Source organism: uncultured Tyzzerella sp., from assembly GCF_963558545.1.
Taxonomy (GTDB): Bacteria; Bacillota; Clostridia; order Lachnospirales; family CAG-274; genus Tyzzerella.
Genome location: NZ_CAUWHO010000055.1, coordinates 1 through 12,365 on the forward strand (window position 1 = coordinate 1; position 12,365 = coordinate 12,365).

The window sequence follows — 12,365 nt, forward strand, 5'->3', positions numbered from 1 at the left end:
TTAAAGGATATTAATATAGAATTAGAAAAATTTAATTTTATACAAACACATAATTCATTTTTAGTAAATAAAAAGTACATAATTAAAATTACTAATACAGAATTATTTATTAAAAATAATATAAGAATACCTATTAGTAGGTCAAATAAAGATAAAATATTAAAATTGTATATGAAAGGTTGAAATAAGTGTGTAATTTAATTTATGCTATATTAAATATTATAGGATTTATCTTTATATATAAATACATAAAAATATTTATAAATAAACCAGCTAAAAATAAAAAAATTGAAATTTTATCTTGTATATCAGGTTATTTTATAAGCACCTTAACTTATATTTTTATAGATGTACCACTTGTTAATTTATTCACTAATGTAATAGGTATATTTTTAATTATAAATAATTATGATATTAATTTGGGCTTAAAGTATTCTTGTACAGTGTTAGTATCTTGTATTATTTCATTATCAAAAATTATAACTTATCAGCTTTATGGAATGCCAATATTAAATATGTTATTAGAAAATAAACAAGAAAAAATAATATTTCAATTAACTAATCAAGTAATGTTATTTTTAATATATATCTTAATTAAATTTTTCACTTCTGTGCAAAAAAAAATAGCTATAAATTTGTATGTTATCTTAGTATTTACTCTTTGTATGGTATTTAATATTATGGTTTTTACAGAGGGAAATAATAAAATACCATTTTCAGTAACTATAGTTTTATACATAGTGATTATATCTATTTATATTTATGTTACAACTATAGAATACAATAATGAAAAATTTAAAATTAGTATTATAAAAAAGCAAAACAAATATTATAAACAACAGCTTGATACAATAAATAGGCTAAATAAAGTATCTAAATCTGTAAAACACGATTATAAAAATCATATTAGTATTATAAAATCATTATTAGATGATGAAAAATTTTTAGAATTAAAAGAGTATGTAGATGATATTTTAGGTAAAATAAATCATATAGAAAAAATTAACTTTACACAAAATATTATTATAGATAGTATTTTAAACTTTAAAATAGATGAAATAAAGGAAAATAATATAAAATATGATTTTAATATAAAAATACCTAATGATTTTAATATAAATTCTGTGGACATTACCATAATATTAAGTAACTTACTAGATAATGCTATTGAAGCTTGTAGTATAGATTTAAAAAATATAGATAAATATATACTGTTAGATTTAATATTTAAAGATAATTTACTTATTATAAAGTGTAAAAATAGTTTTGATGGGGTTATAAACAAAAAGGATAAATATATTATAAGCAGAAAAAATAATAAGTTAGAATCTGGAATAGGGATATATAATATACAAAATGTTGTAAAAAAATATAATGGATTAATGGACATAGAATATAATGAAAAAGACTTTAATGTGGATATATCTTTAATTATTCCTTAGGTATAAAAACCCCCAATATAATTTGGGGGAATTATGTATTTATATATTATAAAATTCAATTGATTTTAAGTTTTTATCATTAAATGAAAATTTAACTACTAATGGCATAATGTTTCTTATTTTTTTAAAATTTTCATAATTAAAAGAATTATCATAAAAATTTATAATTGTAGAAATAGCTGTTCCGTGGCTACCAATAATTATATTTTTATTACTATATTTGTTTAAAACATTATTAAGCTCTTTAATATTCCTAGTCTGAACCTCTTTTAAACTTTCACCATCGCTAAGCTTATAATCAAAATCTTTCCATTGATTTATAGAAAATTTTTCAAAATCATCTATCCAACAGCTATCTATTTTTCTTTCTCTAAAATCCTCTATTAATTCTATATCTTTTTTTAGATAATTTGCAAAAGGTTTTATTGTATCAATAGCTCTTTTATATGGACTAGATAGTAGTAAATCAATATTTTTATCTTTAAAAAACTCTAAAACTTTTGCTGTATCTTGTTCACCTTTTTTAGTTAAAGGTCTTGTCCTATCACATTTTACATTAAAATCTGGTTCAGCGTGTCTTACAAAATAAATATTTGTCATAAAAATCTCTCCTTATATAGTATAAATACAATAAAAATATGTATAATGGTAGATATAAAAAACATAAAGTAAAATTTAAATTTTTTTGTTTTATGGTTAAATATTTTCATTGAAAAGAAACCACCTAAAAATCCACCTATAATAAAAAATGTAAATAAGGTAGTTTCTCTTATACGCCATTTATGTTTAATAGCTTTTTGTTTATCAATCCAAATAAGATTAAATGTAATAAAGTTTATTAGTATATAATACATAAAAATTATTGTTTCATAATTTCTCTCCAATCTAAATCACCTCTATCAAGAGTTAATAGAAGAGCTTCTGCTGTAGCAAGATTGCTTGCTAGAGGAATATTGTGAGTATCACATAATCGCATTATGCTGTTAATATCGTCCTCGTAGTCTTTGGCACAAGATGGGTCTCTTAAAAATATAAGTAAATCTATATCATTATTTATAATTTGAGAGCCAAGCTGTTGCTCCCCACCTAAATGTCCAGCTAAATATTTATTTACACTTAAATTGGCTGTTTCTTCCACTAATGTTCCTGTTGAGCCAGTAGCAAATAAAGTATGTTTATTTAAAATATGCCTATAAGCAATACATAAATTTTCCATAAGAATTTTTTTATTGTCGTGTGCAACTAATGCAATATTCATAATACTTCACCCCTTAAAATTAATATTTATTATATTATAACACAAAAACTATTGAAAAATAAATAATAATTTGTTTATTTTTCAAATAAATTTTTTGGTCTAGTCATAGAAACATTTAAAACTAGTCCGATAGAAGCCATATTGATAAGCATAGAACTACCTCCAGCACTCAAAAATGGAAATGGCATACCAGTATTAGGTAGTAGGCTTGTAGCAACACCAATATTTATAAATATTTGAAAAGCTAACATACCAACTACGCCAACAACAATGAGCATTCCAAGAGTATCTACGGCTTTATTAGCTATAATAAGACATTTAGCTAATATTAATAAAGCTAAAAATATAACTATGCAACAACCAATAAATCCAAATTCTTCTCCAATGACAGCAAATATAAAATCATTGTGAGAGAAGGGGATATAATTTAATTGGTTCATACTGCCATTAAAAAGTCCTTTGCCCAAAAGCTGACCAGAACCAATGGCCCAAGCAGAATTTCTAGTTTGATATAAAGAACTATCCGTTGTATTTAAGTCAAAAGAAAGAATAGATATTACTCTTTTTAGTTGGTATCCTTTTAAAATTTTACTTAAAATAAAATATTTCCCACTTAAAATATCTATTGATAGTATAACAATAATTGGAATAAAAATAATTAAAATAATTTTAATATATTTAAAATCTAAGTTTCCAGCAAAAACCTGAAAGGTTAGAATTGATAATATAACTAATGACGCAGATAATGATGGCTGTGCTTGTATTAAAGCTATTGGTATAAAGGTTAATATAGCTAGCATAAACAATGTTTTAAATTCATTTATACTTTCTTTATGTTTATCTATAAATACAGCTATAAAAATAATCATAAATATTTTAGAAAATTCGGAAGGTTGTATACCAAAAATCCATCTTTTAACATTATTAATAGTTTTGCCCAAAGGAGATATTACAAGTACTAATAGTATTAAATTGAAAATATATATTGATATATAAAATTTTGCAATAAACCTATAATCTATAAATGCAGCTAAAAGCATTCCTATTATACCAATAATAAACCAAATAATCTGATTCATAAATTCAGAGCTTAAAAATTTTTCGTTAAAACCTATTTCTAATGTATTAATCCTATTAGCACTACCTATAGCAGTTATACCAATAATAACCATACAAAAAACCATTAATACCAGTAGATAATCAAAATAAAGAAATTTTTTCTTTAGCATATAAAAATCCTTTCTATATTATAATTTTCAATACTTTAAAAAAGCAGAGAATACTCCGCTTTTTTAAAATTGGGGCTTAAATATGTAATAAGATTATCCTTGATTTTTATGCATACTTTTAATAGGTATGTTGGCATATAGCATAGGAACACTATTTTCTTTATTATCTGTTTCTGTTTTTGTTATTTGAATGTCCAATTCTTCTTCATCTATTTCCATATAGTTTGATATAACACGTATAATATCTGTTTTTAACATTTCTAAAACTTGAGTTGAGCAGTTTGCTCTATCGTGAATTAAAACAAGCTTTAACCTATCTTTAGCAACATCTTTAGATGAAGATTTTTTACTAAACAAATTATTAAACATATCTAGCACTTATAATTCCTCCCTTGTTTTAAGATAACTTATAACTATTGAGCTTTTTTGTTAAATAGGTTTTTTAATTTTTCTAATAAAGTTTCATTAGTAGATAGCTCCATAAGAGGAACATCATTTCCCATTATTCTTTGTGCTATATTTCTATATGCTTGTCCAGCTTTAGAATTATTATCTGTAACAGCAGGTTCACCCTTATTAGCAGATATAACAATACTTTCATCATCAGGCACTATGCCCAGTATATCTATGGCTAATATTTCTGTTACATCTTCCATAGCCATCATATCACCTTTTTTAACCATATCTACCCTAATACGATTTAAAATAAGCATAGGGTTATTTAGTTCATTAGCTTCTAAAAGACCAATTATCCTATCAGCATCACGAACAGCAGATACTTCTGGAGTTGTAACAACTATAGACTTATCAGCACCAGCTATAGCATTTTTAAAGCCTTGCTCTATACCAGCAGGACAATCTATAATTACATAATCAAATTCTTCTTTTAGTGTATCACATAATTTTTGCATTTGTTCTGGGCTAACTGCATCTTTATCTCTTGTTTGTGCAGCAGGTAATAAAAATAAATTGTCATAGCGTTTATCTTTAATAAGAGCTTGTTTTAATCTACAATTACCTTCGATAACATCTATAAGATCATATACTATTCTATTTTCTAAGCCCATTATAACATCTAAATTACGAAGCCCAATATCTGCATCTATCATAGCAACTTTTTTGCCTGCAAGGGCAAGCCCAGTACCTAGATTTGCAGACGTAGTTGTTTTACCAACGCCACCTTTACCAGATGTAATAACTATAACTTCACTCATTAAAACTCCTCCTGAATATAAAATAAAAATATAAAATTTTTAATATACATATATATTAACAGAATTTTATAAAAATTGCACTAATTTTTTTTAGCAAATATTAACAAATTTATACATAATCATTTAATTAATTGCTCTACAAATATTTGATTGTCTTTTACATAGGCATATTCTGGAACAATATCTCTTTTTGTGTCGGTAGGGAAGTACACCAGGCAATCTCCTATTATTAGCTGTGTGGGCATCATATATAAAGCCGATATATAACAATTTTTATTGCCAGTACAACCAGCGTGTACAACCCCTTTTAATTTTCCTAAGACAATTACATTTCCTTCTGCTATAATTTCTCCACCGGGGTTTACATCGCCTATTATAACAACACTACCAGCAAAACTTATCTTTTGCCCACTGCGTAAAGAGCCTTTATGAAAATGTGTAAAATTAGTATTATTATCTAGTGTAAAATTTTGTTGTATAAAATTATTTTGTTGTATATTATCATTTAAAGAAGAAGATACAACAGGTTCTTCTTTATTTTTAATTTTACTACTATTTACAAATGAAATATCTAAACCAGACTCTTTACAAATAATTTCTAAAAGTTTTGATTCTTCACATTCTGATAAATTTTTGCCTTTAAAATTTATACAAATATTAGCATCTTTAAAAAAAGATTTTGCATTTTTTACTTTTTCTAAAAGAGCAACCTCAATGTCTTTAAAAGTTGCATTTTCATCAAGTATAATTGATATACCATCATTTGAACCTTTAAAGATAACTATATTTTTATTCAAAATATTTACCTCCCTAATAGTAATAATCATTTAGTAAGACTGTTTGTATATTTTTTTTCTGGTTCTTTATTAAGTGCTAGATATTCTTCTAATATTTTTTTAGTAATTTTTGGGGCAGGTGAATAGCTATCATCACCATAAGGAATAAAAACTGATATAGCTATTTGTGGGTCATCATATGGAGCAAAACCTATATAAACATTGTGGTTGTTATATTTTAGGTTTTCTTGGGCAGTTCCAGACTTTGCAGCTACTTTAACAGGAAAGTCTTTAAATGCTTTAGTTAAAGTACCGTGGCTTCCAGTAGTAACTCTATACATACCATTATGTATAGCTTTTAAATTTTCTGGAGCAATATTTATTTTATGCTCTAATATAGGTTCATACTCTTCTAATATGTTACCATTATTATCGGCTATTTTATCTAAAAAGTGTAATGAATATCTGTATCCACCATTAGCTAGTGTAGCTGTATATTTAACTATTATAGATGCAGTATAGTTATTATATGCTTGCCCAATAGATGTTCTTATTGTATCTCCAGCTTTCCAAGATAAATCTCTTTCTTCGGCTTCTGGATTTCTAGAAGATTCGATATATCTTTTATATTCTGGTGATGAAATTTTAGAAGGATATTTTTTTAAATTTGAAGAATCATATAACTCATAAATTTCTACACCAGACCTTTGATTAAGTCCAAATTCTTCCATATATTTATTTAATATTTGTATTCCCATTCTATGTGATATATCATAATAAAAGTAGTTACAAGACACTTCTAAAGATTTTTCAACATCAACATTACCGTGGCTACCGTGTATCCAACATTGAGCATAAGGCTTTCCAGCTTCTTTAAAAATGTCTTTATCATAAATAGTTGTCCTAGGGGTTATTATACCATTTTCTAAAGCTGCTACGGCTGTTATTGGTTTAAATGTAGAACCTGGAGCTCTAGGTTCTGTAAAAGGCCTATTATTCATAGGAGATGTAGGGTCATTATGAAGCTGTCTATAATAATCATTATCAAAATTATTAACAAATCTATTATTATCATAAGATGGATAAGATACACTGGACAATATAGCACCTGATTTTATATCTGAAACAATAACTGATGCAGAAGCAGGTGCTTGTAGCATTCCTGTCATATGAGGGGTTATTTGTAATGATGTTAACTTATCAATTAAAAATTGTAGAGGAGATAAATTTCCAGATTTTATACGGTTAACATATTTTTCATTATCTACAATTACACCTTGTTCATATAATGCTAAAATCATTGCATTTTGTGATACTAAGTTATTTTTTATACCATCTGCTAAAATTTTTTTAGATTCTTCTAAATCATTTGCATTATTTGAATTTTTAGACAAGATATAGTTTTTTAATTTGTAAGAGTAAGTATTATCTTTAGATGCTAATATTTTTTTCATATCTAATGTATTAGCTTTTACCATACTAGAAAATATATCTTTAGATGATAGATTTGGCCCATTATAATTTTTACCTAAAAGTCTATTTATAATAACTTCACTTAATGTAGTTTCTACGGCATTATAAATAACATTATTTAAATTTGCATCTAGTGTTAAAAATACATCATCACCAGGGATAGGTTCTTCAGATGAATCTTCATTTTTTTTAATTTTTCTACCTAAGTTATCTACTTCATAATAAGCAGTACCATCAATTCCATTAAGAGTAGTTTCAAAAGCTTTTTCTATTCCTTCTTTTCCAACTATATCATTATTGTCATATTCTTTAAAGCCTTTGCTTTGATAGTATTTTAATTCATCTGGATTAATACTTCTTATATATCCTAATGTATGAGAAAATGAATCTCCAGCAGGATATACTCTTTTACCTTCAACATCAATATATATACTTAAAAATTCTGATGAGTTTTCTTCTATTTTAGATATTGTTTTTTGGCTAACATCGTATGCTAAAGTTACAGGAATAAATTTAGAAAATCTTCTTTTATGAAGCTCCGACCTAACAATCAATATTTTTCTTGCATCTTCATCAGATAGAGAAGGGTCTATTTCAAATTTTTCTTTTAAAAAATTAAATGCTTGTTCTGCTGTTATATCTTCTAATGGAATATCTAAAGAATTTTTTTCTAAATTCATATCATTTTTCCAAGTTTTTTCCAATGATTCGCTACCATTAAAAAGAAATGTATATGGTTTTTCTTTTGATATAGGGAATTCATCAATTATTTGTTCGTTATTACTTTGTAAAACATTCATTGTTTTTAAAATAACATCATTTAAGCTAAAGCCTGTTATTTTTGGATTTATATTTGTACTAGGGTCTATATTTACAGTAAAAGAAGATTCATTTACTGCTAAAGGACGACCAAATTTATCATATATATTGCCACGAGGAGCCTCTAAGTTTACAGGTTTTAAAATACTTCCTAAAACTTGATTTTTTAAAAATTCACCTTGTACTATTTGTAAAGTATATAGCTTTGCTATTAAAATAAAAAATAATACACTAATGGCAATAAATATTATTAAAAGTCTTAAAGTATGGTTATTAGTATTTAAACGTCTTTTCATATTTCACCTCCTAAAAATTTAGGAACTATTGTTTAAATAAGTTTTTCTTTTTACGGTCATATTTTTCTAATTTTTTATTTATTATAAGTAAAATTTTATAAACAAAAAATGATAAAATAGATGTATATAATGTTTCTGGTATAATTATAGATTTTAGAAAAGGTAGTATGTTAGGGTATCCTCTTAAAAATGCATTAAAAAAGAAAAATAAAAACCCATAAAAAATATTAAAAATAAAAGTTAGAAAGAAGGGGATAATAATACTGTCTTTATAAAATTCGTTAAATATCTTTCCACATATAAAACCAACTGTAAGTCCTATAAAAGCATTTAACCCTAAAAATTGCCCAAAGAAAGAATCTATTAAAAGTCCAGAAAAAAAGCCTATAATACCTCCTTCTATTTCTCCACGCATAAAAGAAAAAGATACTATTAGTATAATCATTGTATTAGGTTTAACACCTATAATTTCTATATAGTTAAATACAGTAGTTTGCAAAATAAAATTTATTAAGATTAGAGCTACATAAGTTATATAACGCAATTAAAACCCTCCAAAAATAAAATTTATATGTAAGGTAGTTTTATACATTTATATGTAATACTAACCTTAAAATTAACAAAAGGGGTATTTATTTATTACTTTTGTTAATAATTAAAACTTTTTCTAAATGTTTAAAGTCAACAGCAGGCTTTATTGTAGCAGTTTTGGATAATTTATTATCAGTATCTAAGTGAATTTCTGTTACAGAGCCAATAGTTATACCTGCAGGGTAAATATCGCTTAAATGAGATGTAACTATTTCATCACCTTCTTTTATTTCTGCATCTTTGTCTATATAGTCCATTTTTAACATACCTTTATTTGCTATATCTCCTTTAACAAATCCCTCATCATCACTTCTTAAAGTTTTAGATGTAACAGAATAGGTACCATTTATTATAGAGCTAACTTTAGCATAACTATCTCCAACTTCTTCTACTTTACCTACCAACCCACCAAAAGCTAAAACAACCATATTTTTTTCTATACCATCTTTAGCGCCTTTGTCTATTATAAAAGTTTCGTACCAATTTCCAGGGTCTTTAGCTATGATATTACTAGTTATTGTAGATAGCTCTCCGTATTTTGAAGAAGCATCTAAAAGCTCGGATAATTTTTTGTTTTCTCTTTCTAATTGCTTTAGTCTACTTATTTCTTGACTTTTTAGCTCAAGTTCAAGCTTTAAATCTTCATTTTCTTTTTCTAGCTTGTTTATATCAGAAAATGCTTTAATTTTTTTCCCAAGCCATTTGTTAGAAGAAGTTATAGCATTTTGTATAGGAGTAATAATAAAACCAAAGCTACGCTCAAACAGAGTAGGGCTTAACCTATTAAAAGAAAACAAACCTAAAAATATACATAATATTATAAAAATACCTACAAATATTTTTTTATTTTTTAGAAATACTTTCAATATAAACGCCCCTTAGTTCATTCTTAATCTTTGAGATGATATAAGAACATTTTTTAAAGTGTCTATTTGTTCTAAAACCATACCAGTACCTAAAGCAACACAATTTAAAGGTTCATTTGCTATATGAACAGGCATACCAGTTTCTTTAGATATAAGCACATCAAGTCCTTTTAATAAAGCACCACCACCAGTTAAATATATACCTGTTTCCATTATGTCAGATGCAAGCTCTGGAGGAGTTTTTTCTAGAGTAGATTTAATAGCGTCTATCATAGAGTATACAGGCTCATTTAACGCATTTTGTATCTCTTTAGCTGTAACAGTAATTGTTTTAGGAAGTCCAGTAACTAAGTCACGACCTCTTATGTCCATTTCTGTTTTTTCATCGCCAAGATGAGCACAACCTATAGTTACTTTAATATTTTCAGCACTTCTATCACCAATAGCTAAGTTATATTCTTTTTTAATGTAACTTACAATAGACGCATCAAATACATCACCAGCAACTCTTATAGATTTACTTGTAACTATGCCACCTAATGATATAACAGCAACTTCACTTGTACCACCACCAATATCTACAACCATATTACCAGAAGGCTCTCCAACAGGAAGACCAGCACCAATGGCAGCAGCCATAGGTTCTTCTATAAGGTAGGCATTTTTTTCTTTAGCACCAGCAGCCATAGCCGCCTCTATAACAGCACGTTTTTCAACTTCTGTAACACCAGAAGGAACGCATATAACTATTCTTGGTTTACTAGAAAATAAGGATTTATTATATGCTTTGCCTATAAAGTATTTTAACATTTCTTGAGTAACTTCAAAATCTGCTATAACACCATCTTTCATAGGTCTAATAGCTTGTATAGAGCCTGGTGTACGTCCAATCATTTTTTTAGCTTCATCACCAACGGCTAAAACCTGTCTTGTTAATGTATTTATAGCTACAACAGAAGGCTCATTTACTATAATACCTTTTCCTTTAACAAAAACAAGTGTATTAGCCGTCCCTAAATCTATTCCCATATCTTTTGTCATCGATAACATACATATCCTCCTAAAAAATAAATCATTTATATTATATCCAAAAATTTATAAAAGTAATACTAAACTAAATTATATAATGAAATTTTTAATATAAAATTAGTATGTAAATGTATATATTTAAATAATATTGTATTATTTTGTAAATATAAATTTATACTAATATATAATACAATGTTTTTAACTATATATCAAGTGTAAAGCAAAATCTAATTTGTAAATTTTTTATGACATAAAAAGCCATATTTATTAAGTAAATTATAAAGTTTGTTTATAGGTAGCCCCATAATAGAATAAAAATCACCATCTATTTTAGATACTAAAAATCCACCTTTTCCTTGTATACCATATGAGCCTGCTTTATCCATAGGTTCTAAAGTATTTACATATTCTAGTAATTGGTTTTTAGAAAATTTTGAAAAATAAACATTAGAAGATGAGCAAATAGTTTCTTCAAAATATACATTGTCTTTAAAACCTATAACACTAAGTCCTGTAAAAACTGTATGCATATTTCCGTTTAAAAGCATAAGCATATTAAGGGCATCTTGTTTATCTTTTGGTTTTCCTAGTATCTTATCTTCAAATGATACAATACTATCACAGCCTATTATTAGTATATTCTCTTCTTTTCTTTCTAATTTGTTAAATATATTTTTGGCTTTTTCTATTGAAAGGGTTTTAACAAGTTCGCTACCTTTTAAATGATTAAAAGCATCTTCATCTATATTACTAGGTTGTAAATCAAAAATTATTCCCATTTGATTTAATAATGCACATCTTCTTGGGGAAGATGAGGCTAATATAATCTTTTTCATAATAAACCACCTTTAAGATAATTTTTTGTATATTATTATAGATATAATCATACCTATAATTCCTGAAAGAGTAAACTTTATTGTAAAAGAAAACTGTATAGATAATATTTCTAAATTAATTGATAAAGGTGATGTTAACCCTATAGTTTTGCCATAACTTAACCAATTAAGATATTTTATACCTTTTACCATATCTCCTATGAAACAACCAATAACCAAACCGGATATTACAGTTAGTATAAATATTAAAGTGTTTTTTGAACTTTTTATAAAATCAACCCCTTTATATAGTTAGATTTATAATTTTAACATATTTTGTATTAAAATTTATTAACCTTGTATATTTTATAATAATTTTGTATTTTTTTCAATAAAAAATATAAATATTAAATTAAAACTTTTGTTAAAGTATTAAACATATGTTTTAATTAAAATATTTTTTAACAAAGATAATAAGAACAATAAAGTAATACTAAATATAGTAGATTAAAGCACATTAAAATGTAAAATGATATTTTAATATTTTATCAAAAATT

General features: G+C 25.6%; 15 protein-coding genes. 2 read left to right on the forward strand and 13 right to left on the reverse strand.

Going from position 1 to position 12,365, the window contains the following annotated elements:
• Both R5Z65_RS08415 and R5Z65_RS08420 read left to right on the forward strand, forming a co-directional pair.
• Positions 1–183, forward strand: a 183-nt coding sequence (locus tag R5Z65_RS08415; RefSeq protein WP_317368494.1) for a LytTR family transcriptional regulator DNA-binding domain-containing protein, incomplete at its 5' end; no start/stop codon positions are given.
• Between the two features lie 5 nt (positions 184–188).
• A complete protein-coding gene (locus tag R5Z65_RS08420) occupies positions 189–1,442 on the forward strand; it encodes a GHKL domain-containing protein (RefSeq protein ID WP_317368495.1) in 1,254 nt (417 codons plus the stop codon).
• Between the two features lie 39 nt (positions 1,443–1,481).
• Here the strand turns inward: R5Z65_RS08420 and R5Z65_RS08425 are convergent, their stop codons facing one another.
• From R5Z65_RS08425 to R5Z65_RS08485, 13 genes are all read right to left on the reverse strand, one after another.
• Positions 1,482–2,042 (reverse strand): histidine phosphatase family protein, encoded by a 561-nt coding sequence (locus R5Z65_RS08425; RefSeq protein ID WP_317368497.1) that lies wholly within the window; start codon positions 2,040–2,042, stop codon positions 1,482–1,484.
• Positions 2,039–2,296: a DUF1294 domain-containing protein gene (locus R5Z65_RS10190; protein ID WP_317368498.1), complete on the reverse strand. Its 258-nt coding sequence runs from the start codon at positions 2,294–2,296 to the stop codon at positions 2,039–2,041. The genes R5Z65_RS08425 and R5Z65_RS10190 overlap by 4 nt, the downstream gene beginning before the upstream one ends.
• Before the next feature lie 5 nt (positions 2,297–2,301).
• Positions 2,302–2,700 carry a methylglyoxal synthase gene (locus R5Z65_RS08435; RefSeq protein WP_317368499.1) on the reverse strand — a complete coding sequence of 133 codons (399 nt, stop codon included), beginning with the start codon at positions 2,698–2,700 and terminating at the stop codon, positions 2,302–2,304.
• 74 nt (positions 2,701–2,774) lie between these two features.
• Positions 2,775–3,884 carry an FtsW/RodA/SpoVE family cell cycle protein gene (locus tag R5Z65_RS08440; protein ID WP_317368501.1) on the reverse strand — a complete coding sequence of 370 codons (1,110 nt, stop codon included), beginning with the start codon at positions 3,882–3,884 and terminating at the stop codon, positions 2,775–2,777.
• Positions 3,885–4,022: 138 nt separating this feature from the next.
• Complete coding sequence (gene minE / locus R5Z65_RS08445; protein ID WP_331678032.1) at positions 4,023–4,298, reverse strand: cell division topological specificity factor MinE; 276 nt, start codon at positions 4,296–4,298, stop codon at positions 4,023–4,025.
• A 44-nt stretch (positions 4,299–4,342) separates the two neighbouring features.
• Complete coding sequence (minD, locus tag R5Z65_RS08450) at positions 4,343–5,143, reverse strand: septum site-determining protein MinD (protein WP_317368504.1); 801 nt, start codon at positions 5,141–5,143, stop codon at positions 4,343–4,345.
• 119 nt (positions 5,144–5,262) lie between these two features.
• Positions 5,263–5,940, reverse strand: coding sequence for a septum site-determining protein MinC (minC, locus tag R5Z65_RS08455; RefSeq protein ID WP_317368505.1), 678 nt, complete (start codon positions 5,938–5,940; stop codon positions 5,263–5,265).
• A gap of 26 nt (positions 5,941–5,966) precedes the next feature.
• Positions 5,967–8,507: a penicillin-binding transpeptidase domain-containing protein gene (locus R5Z65_RS08460; protein WP_317368506.1), complete on the reverse strand. Its 2,541-nt coding sequence runs from the start codon at positions 8,505–8,507 to the stop codon at positions 5,967–5,969.
• A 25-nt stretch (positions 8,508–8,532) separates the two neighbouring features.
• Complete coding sequence (gene mreD, locus R5Z65_RS08465; protein ID WP_317368508.1) at positions 8,533–9,051, reverse strand: rod shape-determining protein MreD; 519 nt, start codon at positions 9,049–9,051, stop codon at positions 8,533–8,535.
• A gap of 88 nt (positions 9,052–9,139) precedes the next feature.
• Positions 9,140–9,964 (reverse strand): rod shape-determining protein MreC, encoded by an 825-nt coding sequence (mreC, locus tag R5Z65_RS08470; RefSeq protein ID WP_317368510.1) that lies wholly within the window; start codon positions 9,962–9,964, stop codon positions 9,140–9,142.
• A 12-nt stretch (positions 9,965–9,976) separates the two neighbouring features.
• Positions 9,977–11,014 (reverse strand): rod shape-determining protein, encoded by a 1,038-nt coding sequence (locus R5Z65_RS08475; protein ID WP_317368512.1) that lies wholly within the window; start codon positions 11,012–11,014, stop codon positions 9,977–9,979.
• 206 nt (positions 11,015–11,220) lie between these two features.
• Positions 11,221–11,829, reverse strand: a complete 609-nt coding sequence (locus R5Z65_RS08480; RefSeq protein WP_317368514.1) for a nucleoside triphosphate pyrophosphatase — start codon at positions 11,827–11,829, stop codon at positions 11,221–11,223.
• A gap of 12 nt (positions 11,830–11,841) precedes the next feature.
• Positions 11,842–12,021 carry a DUF4321 domain-containing protein gene (locus tag R5Z65_RS08485; protein WP_317368515.1) on the reverse strand — a complete coding sequence of 60 codons (180 nt, stop codon included), beginning with the start codon at positions 12,019–12,021 and terminating at the stop codon, positions 11,842–11,844.
• Positions 12,022–12,365: the final 344 nt, after the last annotated feature.